Origin of the sequence: Micromonospora sp. NPDC047707 (assembly GCF_040704235.1) — a bacterium.
In the GTDB taxonomy this organism is placed as follows: domain Bacteria; phylum Actinomycetota; class Actinomycetes; order Mycobacteriales; family Micromonosporaceae; genus Micromonospora.
Window position 1 is genome coordinate 1 of record NZ_JBEYSU010000037.1, and the last position, 15,082, is coordinate 15,082.

A 15,082-nucleotide genomic window follows, 5' to 3' on the forward strand; every position below is an offset into this window, starting at 1 on the left:
CACGCTCACGCAGCTCATCGTTGTACTTCTTCTGTGCGGGCATCGCTGGTGTTCCTCCCAGGTTTCGATGTCTCCATCAAACCCGGTGCGGAACAGGTCGGTTCGTCCAGGTGACCGGGGAGGAGAAACACATGGCTCACCTCGCCTCCCTCGTGAGCCCAGCGGGCGAGTCATGGGTCTACGTCACCTTGCACGAGGTTGAAGTCCAGCGAGCCCGCTCCACGCGCACCCTCGTCGAAGTCAGAATCAACGGCGATGCGGCGGGAACACTCAGCCCGGCCATGTCTACCGAAACGCTGCCAGTACTCACGCACCTTCGAAGCATGGGGCTGACGGTCGCCGCCCGTGCCGTGCTGAAGGGAAACCGCGTCAAAGCAGACGTCGCTGTGAATATGTCCAAAGCAAGCGAGCTGTCGAACGCCTGGCTGGAGTCGCCCCCGACGGCGAGCGGAGTAATGCCAACCGCTCAGACCGTGGCCGCACCTGCGGAGCCGGCCACTACTCCTCAGTGGCGGTTCGCCGTGCCACCAAACTGGCCCCCAGCGCCGGCCGGCTGGGTGCCGCCGCAGGGCTGGCGTCCGGATCCGTCTTGGCCGCCAGCACCTGAGGGGTGGCAATTTTGGGTCCAGCAGGTCTAGTTCGCGGCGCTGCGTCCGACGGCCTGGTGACGGCCTGGCCGCCGCCGCCCCTGAGATAGTGATGCCGTGAACTGCCGTCAATTTGTGGTTGCCCTGGTCCAATCGCTGGCTTGGCCCACGGTGGTTTTGATCTCGCTGGTCCTCTACCGTCGCCGGACTCTGCCCTGCTCGGTGACGGGCTACGGCGATTCAAGGCTGGGCCGCTTGAGGCTGAGTGGGAGACCGTCGCGGAGGAGGCCAGGGTCTCGATCAGGGAGGTTGCGACGGTTGAGGCCGTCCCCGGCTATCCGACCGAGAGCAAGATACGGTACGACCTCGAAACGGCTCGCAGCATGGTGCACCTGCCCGCGCTCTCGGCTTCCTTCGTTCGCCTCGCGTTGGAGCGAGCACTGACCGCCCTGCTACCGCCTGATTACGTCGACCGTGCTTACACCCTGAAGCACCTCCTACTGGCCGCGCGAGAGGTAGGCGCGATGAGCGGAGGCGCATTCATCGTGGGTGAACGGGTGGTGATGCTTGCTAGCCGAGGTGCTCATGGACACACCACCCCTGTTCAGGTGATGGAACTTGTCGACCTGGCAGAAGACTTCATTGCGCTCCTACCCCTCCCCGATGAGGAACGGTTGCCATCCCGTCTGCCCTCGACCCGCCCTCCTGGGGAGCGGGCCGCCGCCCGGCCCGCCACGTCAAGCGGGCCTTGACGCAGGTTCGGACGCTGGCGGGCCGGGTGGTGGTCTGCTCGGCTCGCCCGGGTCGAGGGCAGACGGGATGGCCCGCGCAACCACCCACGGGCCGCAACCCGCCGACGGGTTCGGAGCCATCTCGGAGCCCAAGCGCCCCCGCCGGAGGCGCAGTAACCACAGCCCCGCGGACCGCCGCCATCTCGCCGACGCGGCCGGCGTCCGCTCCCTCACGCCGCGCGGGCTCGTGGCCGCGCGGCCCGGCCGGCTGCCAGCCCACCCCTCACCGGTCAACGCCCATGTCGTTCTGCGGCGGCCCTCCGGGCTCCCCGCTCTCCGCGCCAGCCGCCGGGCGTCAGGCGTGACGGCCGCAGAGCGACAGCGGCAGCGGCCGGCGCGCGCCCAGGCGGCGGCGCGTGCGGCCCGTTGCGGGCCGCCTTGAAGACGTACAGAAACTTTGAACAACTTCGCCGGTAGCCGGCTGTCGGGTCTCAGGACCTGCGTGACAGAACAGTCTCAAACATGGGTGACACATCCGGCTAGCCGGGTGGTGACGGCGGCTCGGACGGGTGTCTGCGGGCGCGGGCTGCGTCGGATATGGCGATCCCGGTCAGGACGAGGGCAGCAGCGGCGGCAACCACGACAGGCGGCAGGGGGAGCATCGCCGGTGTCAGGGCGGCCAGCGCCAGGACGCCGATCGGTCGGGACCGGGACACCCGGCCGAATACCGCGTGCTCGAAGCGGGCGCGCCCGGCCAGGTACAGCGCGGGTCCGCCGAGGATGACGGCGATCCAGGCCGGTGCGGTGTGCCCGAGTGGATGGGCGATGACAAGTTCGGCGCCGACGGCTGCAGCGACCACGCCGGCCACCATGGCCAGGTGGGCGTATGACGCCGATCGGGCGAGGCGGACCGGGTCGGCAGACACGGCAATCGCTTCCGCTAGGACCTGCCCAGCGCGGTAGATGTAAATCCGCCACAGCAGCACGGTGGTCGCGATCGACACTGCGAACGCCGTGACCCCGTCCGGCGCGAAGCCGCTGCTGCTCAGCGCCAGGCCGGTAACCAGGATCAGCTCGCCGAGCGCGATGATGAAGAACTGCCGGTAGCGCTCGGCCAGGTGCTCACCCGAGATCACAAGGTCTTGACTGGACGTTCGGCCCGCCCCCGGGGTGGGGAAGCCGATTCTGCCTGCCGTGTGGTCAAGGGCCACCGCGAGTGCCCACAACGCGCCACGCGCCGTACCGTGCACGAGCGCCCCCGCGATCCACGGCAGCGCCGACAGGCCGTACCAGAACAGCCCGCGCACGCCGATGCGCTGCAGCTCGTGGCCACGCAGAACGGCCACGAGGACGAGCCCGCGGCCGAGCTGAACGGCGACGTAGGCGCCCGCGAAGATCAGGCCCGTGTCGCCGAATGCCTCGGGCACCGCGGCCGCCATCACCAGGCTGCCGACCATGGTCGCGATGACCAGCGCCTGGAATACCGGTCGTTGTGGGTCCGTCCGGTCGGTTAGCCACGCGGTGCTGGACCAGACCCACCACATGGCCCCCAACAGCACCAGCGTCCGGAAGGCGCCGCTCCACCCGAGATCCTCGGCCAGGCCGCGCGAGAGCTGAAAGAGCGCGAGGACAAACACCAGGTCGAAGAAGAGTTCCAGGAACGTAGCCCGCTGTGGATCCCCGGCTTTCCTCACCAGCTCGGCCGCCCTGCTCGTCGCCATCGGCTCGCCCGTTCTGCCAGCTCTGCTCCAGGTTTGGGAGCATTCTGACATACGGCAACGGCGGTGACCGCGGACGTGCTGCCGTGGACTGGATCGAGCGAGCCGCGTTACACGGACGGGCGACGGTCGAGGCCGATGAGTTCCTTCCATCCGTCGCCGCGGGTTCGGATTAGCTCGTCGACCTTGGCCAAGCGTCGGCCGGTGCTACAGAGGGCGGAGTGTCACCCAGGTCCTGATACCGATCTGTCACCCAGGTCCCGAGTCCGACGGCCGACTCTGGCGGGTCCGTGGCCGTCTCGGTGGCGATGGAGGGCAGGAGGTCTCGCACGACTTCCGGGATGAAGCGTCGGCCCACTCGATGGTCGGCCGGATGATGAAGACCTCGGCCGGCACCTGGCGGGATCTCACGGAGGCGGTCCGCCAGGAGGCAAACCGCCGGCAGACTCACTAATTAAGCCTTGATTGGTGCGGCCGACCTGGCGGCCTGCTCGATCTTCGCGCAGTAGGCTGCACGGGCTTCCTCGTCGATCTGCTTCTCGTGTTCGGCGCGCAACCCGGTCCGGCCGTCGAGGCCCTCGCGCAGGATATCGGCGTGCCCGGCATGCCGGATGGACTCGCCGAGGACATGGACCATGATGGCGAACAGGTTCGTGTCGGCATAAGGCTCCGGCCACCACGGCACGTGGCCGGGGGCGTCGAGGGGAAGCTCGTTGATCGTCGCGTCCGAGTGTTCCCACGTGCGCCGGTAGAACCCGATGATCTGATCGCGGGTCTCGTCCTCGGTCGCCCGCAGATCGCTGCCGTTGGAGTCCTGCCACCGGGGCAGCGGTTCCGGGGAAGGGCGGTCGAAGACCTCGCCGAAGTACCTGGCCTCGACGGTGGCCACGTGTTTGACCAGGCCGAGGAGATTGGTCCCGGTCGCTGTCAAAGGTCGGCGGGCGTCGTATTCGGACAAGCCGTCGAGTTTCCAGAGCAGCGCCTTGCGGTCCCGCCGCAGTCTCCCGTGCAGGTTGTCTTTCGCGAAATCATCGATCATGCGGCATGAGCCTGCCATGGGCCGCTCGTGGTCTCAAGATCCCGTACGTGGTCCGCAACGACCGGCGGAGCCGAGGCCTGGCCATGGCCGCCGCCCTGACCTGCTACAAGAAGCTCGCGAAACTTGCCGCGTGAGACAACCTCTTAGCCGGTCCGGGAAGGGTCAGCGGCAGGTGTCCGCCCGCACGTGCACACCGCACCACGGCGGCAGGTCGGCTGCCCACACCCGCCAGCCGCCGGCGTCTCGCCGAGCCTCGAACCGCCACGGGTGCGCGGTGCCGCTGAGGCTCGTCTGTCCGTTCCACCAGATCGCTCGAACGTGCACGGTCACGCTCGCCACCCACACCCGCTACGCCGCCTGCCCCGTCTGCACCGCCGCCCGTCAAGCCGCCCTTGACGCCGAACCGACGAAATCGGCCACGGCCAACCCGTACGCCCGGCTGCGCAGGTGGGCACACATGCTCGGCTACGGCGGCCACTTCCTCACCAAGGGCCGCCGCTACTCGGTGACCTTCCAGCTCCTGCGCGACACCCGCGTCGCCTACCGCCGGCACGAGCACTACCACGACCAGGGCGACGAGCACACCAATGCACTGCGGGCCGTCGACCACCTCGCCGACGACACCACCCTCGTCGTCGGCACCCTCACCTTCGCCGGCGTCGGCTGGCACACCACCGGAGACGCCCTCCTCGCCAACACCGCCGCCGCCATGGCACGCGAACGACGAACCACCGGCCGCGAAGAACTCGCCCACGAACACGCCACCACCCCGGCCGACACCTCGCCGGCCGCCGCATGAGCCCTGCCCCGCCGCACGAGGAAGGCCACCAGTTGGACAACACCTCCACCCCGATCACTCCTCGCGTGCTGCGCGTGGAGGAAGCCGCCCGAGCGCTCGGCATCGGCCGCTCGCTCGTCTACGACCTGATCCGCTCCGGCCGGCTGCGCTCCTTCAAGGTCGGCAGCCGCCGCCTCATCCCCGCCGCCGCCATCGACGAAACGATCGCCACGCTCACGAAAGAAGCCGCCTGATGCCCAAACAGCCCAAGCAGCGCCAGTCCACCGCCCGCCGCAACCCCCACGGCGAAGGCTCCATCTACCAGCGCTCCAGCGACGGCCGCTGGGTCGGACAGGCATACGTCCTCACCACCGACGGCACCCGCAAACGCAAGTTCGTCTACGGGGCCACCTGGGAGGAAGCCCACGCCAAGCTCGTCGAGCAACGTCGCCAAGCTCGTCCGGGTTCCTTCGCCTCGGTACAAGGTCGGCAAGGGGTTGTCCGTCGACCAGGTGCGCAAGCTCCTCGCCGCCTCCGCTGGCCACCGGCTCCACGCGCTCTACGTCGTGGCGGCCACGATGGGTCTCCGGCGCGGCGAGCTGGTCGGGCTCCGCTGGTCGGACGTCGACCTGGACGAAGGCATTCTGCGGGTCCAGCAGACCGTCCAGCGGGTGGCGGGGAAGCTCCACATCCTGGACGCCAAGACCGAGGGCTCCGAAGCAGTGTTGCCGCTGCCCGAGGTCACCTGGCTCACCCTGCTTGAGCACCAGGAGCGCCAACAAGCCGAGCGAGCGGCGCTGGCCGATGTCTGGGAGGACCACGACCTGGTCTTCCCCTCCGAGCGGGGCACCCCGATGGAGCCGACCAACCTCAGTCGCTCGTTCGCTCGGCTTCGGCACGTCGCCGGCCTGCCCGGTGTCCGCCTGCACGACCTGCGGCACACGGTCGTATCGCTGTTGATGGAGCTGGGCGTTCCGCCGCACGTCGTCCAGGCCATCGCCCGGCACGCCGACGTCAAGGTCACGCTGAAGGTCTACGCTCACGCCAACCTCGACGCGATGCGTCAGGCCCTGGGGAAGCTCGACGGGCGGCTGTCGTGAGCACGGTTGCTGTCAGCGTTGCTGTCAACCGGCTCTCGCCCACGGACGTCCGCTGCGATTTGCCTGGTGGAATTGGAGCCCCCGGCCGGGATCGAACCGGCGACATCTCGCTTACAAGGCGAGTGCTCTGGCCAGCTGAGCTACAGGGGCGCGTGGTGCCGTGGTCAGCATAGCGACTGACGTCCGGATTTCCCGTGCGCCAGGCGTCCCGAGCACGGGAAACGTCAAGATGCCGACCCGACCCGGCCGCAGTCTGCGTCGATTGGTGCCGCGCCGTGCCCGAGTGACCGGTATGCGTATGCCGTCGGTCTCCTCCGCGGCTTCCTCGCCTTGGCACCGCTGAAAAAGGCGATTACCGTGCAGTGACACGGTCGACACCTCGACAGACGGGGTGTTGGCCGTTGGCCGGTACCCGCAGGGTGCCGGTCGCTCCTTCACTCGGATCGTCCGGCACGTTCCTGCCGGTGAAAGGAAGCATCCCCCATGGCTACGGTCACCTACAGCAAGGCGTCCCGGATCTACCCGGGCACCGAGCGGCCCGCCGTCAACCAGCTCGACCTGGAGATCGGCGACGGCGAGTTCCTGGTCCTGGTCGGCCCCTCCGGTTGCGGCAAGTCCACCAGCCTGCGCATGCTCGCCGGCCTCGAGGACGTCGACCAGGGCTCGATCTACATCGACGACCGGGACGTCACGCACCTGCCGCCGAAGGCCCGCGACATCGCGATGGTCTTTCAGAACTACGCCCTCTACCCGCACATGACGGTGTACGAGAACATGGCGTTCGCGCTCAAGCTGCGCAAGACCTCGAAGTCGGAGATCGACCGGCGGGTCAAGGAGGCGGCGGCGCTGCTCCAGCTGGAGGACTTCCTCAGCCGCAAGCCGAAGGCGCTCTCCGGCGGTCAGCGCCAGCGGGTGGCCATGGGCCGGGCGATCGTCCGCGAGCCGCAGGTCTTCCTCATGGACGAGCCCCTGTCGAACCTCGACGCCAAGCTGCGGGTCCAGACCCGTACGCAGATCGCGTCGCTCCAGGCCAAGCTCGGCGTCACCACCGTCTACGTCACCCACGACCAGGTCGAGGCCATGACCATGGGTCACCGGGTGGCCGTCCTGCTCGACGGTGAGCTGCAGCAGGTCGACACCCCGCGGGCGCTCTACGACACCCCGGCGAACGTCTTCGTCGCCGGTTTCATGGGCTCCCCGGCCATGAACATCAAGACGGTGCCGCTGAACGACAAGGGCGCCGAGTTCGCCGAGATGTACGTCCCGCTCACCCGCGAGCAGGTCGAGGCGGCCCGCGCCGAGGGTGGCGACGGCAAGGTGACCGTGGGCTTCCGCCCGGAGGACTGCGACCTGGTCAGCCCCACCGAGGGCGGCATGCCGGTGGTCGTCGAGCTGGTCGAGGACCTGGGCTCGGACGCCAACGTCTACGGCCACGCCGCGCTGGGTGGCGCCAACGAGCGCTTCGTCGTCCGCACCGACCGGCGCAGCATGCCGAACATGGGTGACACCGTGTTCGTCAAGCCGCGTACCGGCCGCAGCCACGTCTTCCACGCGAAGACCGGCGTCCGGATCTGACGTACGCGAAAAGGGGCGGCCCGCTTCGGCGGACCGCCCCTTTTCGGGTGTCTACGGAACCGTCAGCCTTCGACGGCCCGGCGGCGCGCCACCTCGGCGAGGGTCACGGCCGCGGCGACGCTGGCGTTGAGCGACTCCACGTCGGAGATCATGGGGATGCTGACGGTCAGGTCGCAGGTCTCGCCGACCAGCCGGGACAGCCCGCGCCCCTCGGAACCGACCACCACCACGAGCGGGCCGACGGCGGCTTCCAGGTCGTACAGGTCAGTCTCGCCGTCGGCGTCCAGGCCGACCACGATGAAGCCGGCCTCCTTGCAGGCCTTCAGCGACCGGGTCAGGTTGGTCACCTGGGCGACGGGGACGCGCGCGGCCGCGCCGGCGCTGGTCCGCCAGGCGGTCGCGGTGATCCCGGCGGCCCGCCGCTCGGGTACGAACACACCCTGCGCGCCGAACGCGGCGGCGGACCGGATCACGGCGCCCAGATTGCGCGGGTCGGTGACCCCGTCCAGCGCGACCAGCAGCGGCGCGGCCTGCTCCAGGGCGGCGGCCATCAGGTCCTCGAAGGGCTCGTACGCGAACGGCGGCACCTGCAGCCCGACGCCCTGGTGCAGCACGCCGCCGGTCATCCGGTCCAGCTCGGCGCGGCTGACCTCGAGGAGCGCGATGCCCCGGTCGGCGGCGGTGCGGACGATCTCGTTGACCCGGTCGTCGATGTCGATGCCCTGCGCCACGTACAGGGCGGTCGCCGGCACGTTCGCCCGCAGCGACTCCAGCACCGGGTTGCGGCCGACCAGCAGCTCCGGCGCGTCCTTCGCCGGGTTGGCCTTGCGGCCCGGGGCGACCCGGGGGCCGCCGCGGCCGGCCGGCCGGCCCTTCCCGCCGCCCTTGCCGGCGGGTACCCCCCGGCCACCGCCCCTGCCCCAGGTGGTGTCCTTCGTGCCGGGCTGGCCGATCTTGGGGGCGCGCCCCTCCTCGGTGGCGGCCCGGCGTTCCTTCTCCTGCTTCCAGGCGGTGCGCTGGGGCAGCTTCTCGGTGCCCGAGTACGCCTTGTGCCACGGCCGCTCGTCGGCGGGCAGGGTGCGACCCCGCCCGGCGAGGGCGTCCCGACCCTTGCCGCCGGAGCCCTTCGTGGCGCCCTTCTTCGGCGTCAGTCGCCGGCCACGGCGCTGCGAGTTGCCGGCCATCAGTCCTGCTCTCCAATAGTCCAACGGGGGCCCTGGGGGGTGTCCTCGACCACCACGCCGGCCTGCTTGAGCTGGTCGCGTACCGCGTCGGCGGCGGCCCAGTCCTTCCGGCTGCGCGCCTGCGCGCGCTGCTCGAGGGCCAGGGCCACCAGGGAGTCCACCACGGCGCGCAGGTCCTCCGCGCCGCCGCCACCGGTCCACGCCGGGTCCAGGGGGTCGACACCGAGGATATCCAGCATGGCGCGCACCTGGCCGAGTGCGGTGCGCACGGTCACATCGTCGCCGCCGGTCAGGGCGGTGTTGCCGTCCCGGACCACCTCGTGCACCACGGCGAGCGCGGCCGACGTGTTGAGGTCGTCGTCCATGGCGGCGGCGAAGGCGGCCGGCACCTCGCCGAGCGACCCCGCGCCCACCCGCTCGGCGGCCCGCTGGACGAAGCCCTCGACACGCCGGTACGCGACGGCCGCCTCGCGCAGCGCGTCCTCCGAGTAGTCGATGGCCGACCGGTAGTGCGCGGCGGCGTAGTAGTAGCGCAGCTCCACCGGGCGGACACCGAGCGAGTCCACGTACGTCAGGTCGAGCGTGTTGCCCAGCGACTTGCCCATCTTCGCGCCGCCGATGTTGAGCAGGCCGTGGTGCACCCAGAACCGCGCGAACGACAGCCCGGCCGCCTGCGACTGGGCGAGCTCGTTCTCGTGGTGCGGGAACGTCAGGTCCAACCCGCCGCCGTGGATGTCGAACTCGGCGCCCAGGTAGCGCCAGCACATCGCCGAGCACTCGATGTGCCAGCCGGGCCGGCCCCGCCCCCACGGCGACGGCCAGTACGCGTCCGCCGGCTCCTCCGGCTTGGCGCCCTTCCACAGGGCGAAGTCGCGCGGGTCGCGCTTGCCCCGGTCGGGCGCGTCGCCGGCGGACTGCATGTCGTCCGGGGACTGGTTGGACAGCGCCCCGTACGCCGGCCAGGAGCACACGTCGAAGTAGACGTCGCCGGAGCCGTCGGTGGCCGGGTAGGCGTGCCCGGTGTCGATGAGCTTCGCGATCAGCTCGTGCATCTCCGGGATGTGCCCGGTCGCCCGCGGCTCGTACGTCGGGGGCAGCACGTTCAGCGCCCGGTACGCGGCGGCGAGCTTCAACTCGTTGGCGTACGCGATCGACCAGAACGGCCGGCCCTGCTCCTGCGCCTTCACGAGGATCTTGTCGTCGATGTCGGTGAGGTTCCGGACGAACCGGACCTCCAGACCGTGCGCGAGCAGCCACCGGCGCAGCACGTCGTAGTTCACGCCGGAGCGAAGGTGCCCGATGTGCGGCGGCGCCTGGAGGGTGAGACCACACAGGTAGACCCCCACCTTGCCGGCTTCCCGCGGGACGAAGTCCCGCACCGATCGGGTGGCGGTGTCATACAGGCGTAGCGTCACCGTACAAGGGTATCCGTCCCCGCTTTTCCGGGTCGCCCGGAGCCGGGTCGTACGCTGCTGGTCGTGGACACCACCGCCCGACCCGGCAGCGACCCGACGGCCCGGGACCCCGAGCTGCCGCCCGGCACCGGCCAGGCGACCGGCGCGCCGCCGGCCCGGGTGGCTCCGGCGGCCGGTGGACGCGGTGGGACCGAGGTGCGCGGGGGTGAGAGCGCACAGACCCTGGACCGCGGGCTGCGGCTGGTGCACCTGGTCGCCGACGCGCCCGGTGGGCTGACCGTCACGGAGGCGGCGAACCGGCTGGCCATCGGCCGCGCGGCCGTCTACCGGCTGGTCGCGCCGCTGACCGCGCACGGGATGCTGCGCCGCGACGCCGACGGCCGGCTGCGGCTCGGGGCCGGTGTGCTGCACCTCGCCCGGCGGGCCCAGCCGCTGCTGGCCGAGGGGGCGCTGCCCGCGCTGCGCCGGCTCGCCGAGCAGGCCGGCGCGACCGCCCACCTGACCGTGGTCGAGGGCGGCGAGGGCGTCGCGCTGGCCGTGGTGGAGCCGAGCTGGACGGCGTTCCACGTGGCGTACCGGACCGGGGCACGGCATCCGCTGGAACGCGGGGCCGCGGGCCGGGCCATCCTCGCCGGCCGGTCGGGCGCCGCCGGCCCGGTGAGCACCGCAGGGGAGTTGCAGTCCGGGGCGTACGGGGTGGCGGCGCCGGTGCTGGGCGTACCCGGCCTGGAGGCGAGCGTCGGCGTGGTGTCGTTGGCAGCCCTGGACACCGAGACGGTCGGCGCGCAGGTGCTCGCGGCGGCCACCGCCGTCGCCGCCGCCCTCCGCTGACCCCTTGATCCACTCGACGTCATTGAGGTCGGGGTTTCCGAGTCACTGCGACAGCCCGACCTCCAGGATGACGAGTTGATCTCGCCTGTACCACACCTGACCGGCCGCATCACGGTTTGTCCACAGGCGACGGCGGGGACGGGGCCGGCGGTTGTCCACAGGTCTGTCCCCACACCACCGGACGCCGCACGCTGGTCGGCATGCCACCTCGACCGCATCGGCCCGCCACCCTCGCCTGGCAGGTGTTCCGTGGCTCGGACGCCGTCCGTCGACGGCTGCTCACCGAGCATCAGCTCCGGAGCTCGGCCTGGGTCCGCCTCCGCCACGACGTGTACGCCGACGCGCGGCTGGAGCGGGATCACGCGTTGGCGTGCCGCGCCGCCGCGCTGCGCCTGCCGGACGGCGCGCTGTTCGCCGGCCCCTCGGCCGCGTACCTGCACGGCGTCGAACACGCGGCCACCTTCGCCGACGATGTCCACGTGCTCGTCCCGCTGTCCCGCCGGGTCGGCGCGCAGAAGGGCATCCGGCTGCACGTCGCCGGGGCGGACGATCATCCCTCCGGGCCGGGGCGCGAAGGCAATCCGGCCTCTTCGCCGACGTCCGACGGCGGCTGCGCTCGAACGGGGCCCACCCAGGCCGCGTGGGAGACCGCTGTCTGGCTGGAACCGGTCCGGGCGGTCAGCATCCTCGACGCGCTGCTCCGACAGGGCCTGACCACGCGGTCGGCGCTGCTGGCGGAGGCGGGTCTACGCGGGGGCCGGCCCGGCGGGAAGCGGGCCCGCTGGGTGTTCGATCTCGCCGACCCGGGTGCACAGTCACCACCCGAGTCGCACCTACGGGTGCGGATGGCCCTGGCGGGCCTGCCCCGACCGGTCACCCAGCATCCGGTCCGCCTGCCGACCGGCCGCGTCCTCCATCCCTACCTCGCGTGGCCGGAGTACCGGGTGGCGGTCGAGTACGACGGCCACTGGCACCACGACCGGGAGCGGCTCCACCTCGACCGCCAGCGGCTCAACCAGCTCGTGACATCTGGTTGGCTGGTGCTGCACGTGACCAGTCGTCGCCTGTATCAGGAGTTCCCAAAGATCGCCGCCGAGGTGCGCGCCGCGCTCACCTCGCGCGGTTGGCGTCCTTGATCGACTCGACTTCCATGAAGTCGCGGTATCCACCACGCACCGATGGCCCGACTTCCATGAACCGGAGTCGATCAGAGCCGGAGGGCCCGGCCGACCGCGACGGTCGACCGGGCCCCCAGGGTCGATCTGGCCCTTACGGGCGGGCGTTCGGCTTGAGCGGGCTGGTCACCGCCGCGTACGCGTCGATGATCCCGTACCCGTAGAAGCCGTTGAAGTTGAGCCCACCGGCGCAGTACGCGTCGAAGGTCTCGTCGCGGCCCTCGTTGCGGTACTGCTGGAGCCGCGGCTCCGGGCAGGCGTGCTCGGCGGCCGTGCGGTACAGGTGCTGCTCGACCAGGTCCGGGTTCATGCCGTAGCCGGCCCGGCCCTGCTGCTTGCCGTACCTGCTGACGATCAGCGCGGCCACGCCCGAGGCGTGCGGCGCGGCCATCGAGGTGCCCTGCAGGTACGTGTAGTACCCGCACTCACCGTTGCGCTTGCACTCCTTGAACACGAACGTCGCGGCCTCCGGCACGACGTTGCCGTCCTCGTCGACCGAGCCCTCCTCCTGGAGCACCTTCTTCGGGTACGTGGAGAGGATCATGTTGGCGTCGGTCCGGAAGGTGTCGGTGCCGAAGCCGTCCCGGAACCAGCCACCCGGCGCGGCCACGCTGATCTGCTCCGTACCGTAGTTGGAGAAGTCGGACTTCTTGCCCGACGGACCGAGCGCGGAGACACCGATGACGTGCGGGCCCTCCGCCGGGAGGTCCCAGCAGCTGTCGTTGTCGATCGGCCGCGGGTACGGCGGGGTGTCGCCGTAGTCCGGGCTGGAGGTGTCGACCCGCGGGTCGCCGAGGTCCTCGTGGTTGTTGCCGAGGGCGCCGACCAGCGTGACGCCCCGGTTGTGGGCGTAGTTCAGCGCCCGCTTCATCGCTTCGATGATGGCGCGCTGCTCGGCCTGGTCCTCGGGCGAGTCGGCCGGGTTGGCGGTGCAGTTGTAGAGCCACGGGTCGACGTAGAACGACATGTTGACCACGTCGAGGCCGGCCTTGCCGGCGTGCAGCAGAGACTTGACCACCGGCTCCAGGAAGAAGTAGCCGGAGTCCTGGCCACCCTTCAGCTCGACCAGGGAGACCTTCGGCGCGACGCCGGAGAGGCCGAAGCCGTTGGCGGCGGCGCCGATGGTGCCCGCCACGTGCGTGCCGTGGCCGCCGTCGTCGGTGCCGACCGGGTCGACGCAGCTCGCGACCTCGCACTCACCGTCCACGTCGACGATGTCGGGGGCGAAGTTGCGGGACAGCTTCCAGTCGAAGTTCGGCGCGATGTCCGGGTGGCTGGCGTCGACGCCGGTGTCCAGGACGCCGACCGTGACGCGTCGGTCGCCCGGCTCGACCTTGCGGGCCTTGTCGGCCCGGATCATGTCCAGACCCCACAGCTTCTCGTCCAGCGGGTCCATCCGCGCCGACCGGCGCTCGCCGGAGCCCTTGGCGACCGCGGCGGCCAGCAGGTGCTCCTGCTCGACCCGGTCGACCTTGGGCTTGCGACCGATGGCCTTCTGCTCGGCGGCACCGATCAGGGCCGAGGCGGCCGTGGCGCGGGCCGCGAAGTCAGCCCGGTCGCTGGTGACCTGGAACATGCCGACGTCGTCGGTCCGGGACACCACGGTGCCCCCGGCCCCGCGGATCGCGGCGATGGCCGCATCGGCGGTGACGCCGTCCTCGGCCACGACGGTGAATGTCCGGATACTGGTCGGCGCGGCACCCGCCGGCACCCCCAGCCCGGTCACCGTCAGTGCCAGGGCCGTTGCGGTAGCGACGGCACCGGCGGTGAAACGCTTGCTCACCACATCGGATCCTCTCGTTGAGGGACGTGGCAGCCATCACACAACACCGGAACGGTTTCCGCCAGACACCTACCCCATTACGCCCGACAGATCGTCTTCGTCCCTAAGACGGCCCGAGACGCCGGGCAGGTCCGTCAAAGTGGACAGTTCGGCGCGCTCCGGCCGCCCACCGTTCCCAGCCGTCAGCGGCCGGCGGCCAGCGCGGGCTCCGGCTCGCCCGCCGCCGGGGTGTCGCGAGGCTCGTCGAGGCGTACCAGGGCCACGCCGGCGACGATCAATCCGCCGCCGAGCAGTTGCACCAGGGTCGGCAGCTCGTCCAGCACCAGCCAGGCGATCAGCACCGCGAACATCACCTCGGTCAGCCCGACGAAGGATGCCAGCCGGGCGCCGAGGATGCGCGCCGCGGCGATCCCGGAGAGGTACGCGATCACCGCCGCCACCAGCACCAGCCCGACCACCGGCACGAGCCAGCTCGTGCGTTGCCCGGCGAAGTCGACGTCGTTGAAGGTCGCCCGCAGCGGCAGCACGCCGACCAGGCCGAGGAGCAGCAGCACGGCCGCCCCGACGGCCATCCCGCCGGAGGCCATGACCACCGACGGCAGGTTCGCGTCGACCCGCCCGGCGAGCACGAAGTAGCCGGCCAGCCCGATCGCCGCGCCGAGCCCCCAGAGCACACCCACCGGGTCGAGGCGGCCGGCGCCGGTCAGGTCGAGCACGAGCGCGAGCCCGGCCAGGGCCGCGGCCGAGCCGGCGACGGTCAGCCGGCGCGGGCGTTGCCCGTGGGCCAGCCACATCCAGCCGACGACGACCACGATGCCCAGGTACTCCAGCATCAGCGCGACGCCGACCGGCAGGTACCGCACGGCGTTGAAGAAGCACACCTGGGCGAGGGCGACACCGAGCAGCCCGAAGACGCCGATCGACGCGACATTGCGGCGGAGCACCGACCAGCGTCCGCGCAGCGCCAGCACCGCCGGCAGCGCCACGACCAGGGCGGCCAGGCCGACGCGGGCGACCACCACTGCCTCCGCCGACCAGCCGGCGTTGATCAACGACCGCGCGAACGTGCCGGAGGTGGCGAACGTCAGCGCGGAGAACACGGCCAGGACGAGGCCGGCACCGCCGACGGATGGTTGGCGCATCGGGGCTCTCCTTGGCGATTCGGT

At 71.0% G+C, this 15,082-nt stretch carries 13 protein-coding genes, 1 tRNA gene and 1 pseudogene; 8 read left to right on the forward strand and 7 right to left on the reverse strand.

Annotated features, from left to right (window positions below; all coding sequences use genetic code 11):
- The first annotated feature begins 748 nt into the window (after positions 1-748).
- Positions 749-1,339 (forward strand): hypothetical protein, encoded by a 591-nt coding sequence (locus AB0873_RS27165; RefSeq protein WP_366603185.1) that lies wholly within the window; start codon positions 749-751, stop codon positions 1,337-1,339.
- 518 nt (positions 1,340-1,857) lie between these two features.
- Here AB0873_RS27165 and AB0873_RS27170 read toward each other — a convergent pair.
- Both AB0873_RS27170 and AB0873_RS27175 read right to left on the reverse strand, forming a co-directional pair.
- The gene (locus tag AB0873_RS27170; protein WP_366603186.1) at positions 1,858-3,039 is read right to left on the reverse strand and encodes a low temperature requirement protein A; all 1,182 of its coding nucleotides are present in this window, start codon (positions 3,037-3,039) and stop codon (positions 1,858-1,860) included.
- A 451-nt stretch (positions 3,040-3,490) separates the two neighbouring features.
- Positions 3,491-4,075 (reverse strand): DinB family protein, encoded by a 585-nt coding sequence (locus AB0873_RS27175; RefSeq protein ID WP_366603188.1) that lies wholly within the window; start codon positions 4,073-4,075, stop codon positions 3,491-3,493.
- 5 nt (positions 4,076-4,080) lie between these two features.
- Between AB0873_RS27175 and AB0873_RS27180 the strand changes: the two genes are divergently transcribed.
- The 4 genes and pseudogenes from AB0873_RS27180 (at position 4,081) to AB0873_RS27195 (ending at position 5,953) form a co-directional block, all read left to right on the forward strand.
- The gene (locus AB0873_RS27180; protein ID WP_366603190.1) at positions 4,081-4,209 is read left to right on the forward strand and encodes a hypothetical protein; all 129 of its coding nucleotides are present in this window, start codon (positions 4,081-4,083) and stop codon (positions 4,207-4,209) included.
- Positions 4,210-4,412: 203 nt separating this feature from the next.
- Positions 4,413-4,874 (forward strand): annotated as a pseudogene (locus AB0873_RS27185) (replication initiator); the annotation flags it as partial.
- 32 nt (positions 4,875-4,906) lie between these two features.
- Entirely contained in the window at positions 4,907-5,107 is a 201-nt protein-coding gene (locus AB0873_RS27190; RefSeq protein ID WP_366603192.1) for a helix-turn-helix domain-containing protein, read from the forward strand.
- A 243-nt stretch (positions 5,108-5,350) separates the two neighbouring features.
- A complete protein-coding gene (locus tag AB0873_RS27195) occupies positions 5,351-5,953 on the forward strand; it encodes a site-specific integrase (RefSeq protein ID WP_366603193.1) in 603 nt (200 codons plus the stop codon).
- Between the two features lie 73 nt (positions 5,954-6,026).
- Here the strand turns inward: AB0873_RS27195 and AB0873_RS27200 are convergent.
- Positions 6,027-6,103: transfer RNA gene (locus AB0873_RS27200), tRNA-Thr, on the reverse strand.
- A gap of 333 nt (positions 6,104-6,436) precedes the next feature.
- Between AB0873_RS27200 and ugpC the strand changes: the two genes are divergently transcribed.
- Entirely contained in the window at positions 6,437-7,528 is a 1,092-nt protein-coding gene (gene ugpC / locus AB0873_RS27205; protein ID WP_155329974.1) for a sn-glycerol-3-phosphate ABC transporter ATP-binding protein UgpC, read from the forward strand.
- Positions 7,529-7,590: 62 nt separating this feature from the next.
- Here ugpC and rlmB read toward each other — a convergent pair whose 3' ends face one another.
- Both rlmB and cysS read right to left on the reverse strand, forming a co-directional pair.
- On the reverse strand, positions 7,591-8,712 hold the full coding sequence (rlmB, locus tag AB0873_RS27210; protein ID WP_155329973.1) for a 23S rRNA (guanosine(2251)-2'-O)-methyltransferase RlmB: 1,122 nt from the start codon (positions 8,710-8,712) through the stop codon (positions 7,591-7,593).
- The gene (gene cysS, locus AB0873_RS27215; protein ID WP_155329972.1) at positions 8,712-10,127 is read right to left on the reverse strand and encodes a cysteine--tRNA ligase; all 1,416 of its coding nucleotides are present in this window, start codon (positions 10,125-10,127) and stop codon (positions 8,712-8,714) included. Before cysS ends, rlmB begins: the two co-directional genes overlap by 1 nt.
- A 63-nt stretch (positions 10,128-10,190) precedes the next feature.
- On the opposite strand from cysS, the gene AB0873_RS27220 reads away from it, so the two are divergent.
- Both AB0873_RS27220 and AB0873_RS27225 read left to right on the forward strand, forming a co-directional pair.
- Positions 10,191-10,958, forward strand: a complete 768-nt coding sequence (locus AB0873_RS27220; protein ID WP_366603195.1) for a helix-turn-helix domain-containing protein — start codon at positions 10,191-10,193, stop codon at positions 10,956-10,958.
- Between the two features lie 200 nt (positions 10,959-11,158).
- Positions 11,159-12,094, forward strand: a complete 936-nt coding sequence (locus AB0873_RS27225) for a hypothetical protein (protein ID WP_366603196.1) — start codon at positions 11,159-11,161, stop codon at positions 12,092-12,094.
- A gap of 133 nt (positions 12,095-12,227) precedes the next feature.
- On the opposite strand, the gene AB0873_RS27230 is transcribed toward AB0873_RS27225, so the two are convergent.
- Entirely contained in the window at positions 12,228-13,916 is a 1,689-nt protein-coding gene (locus tag AB0873_RS27230) for a S8 family serine peptidase (protein WP_366603197.1), read from the reverse strand.
- Positions 13,917-14,098: 182 nt separating this feature from the next.
- A complete protein-coding gene (locus AB0873_RS27235) occupies positions 14,099-15,058 on the reverse strand; it encodes a DMT family transporter (protein WP_366603199.1) in 960 nt (319 codons plus the stop codon).
- Positions 15,059-15,082: the final 24 nt, after the last annotated feature.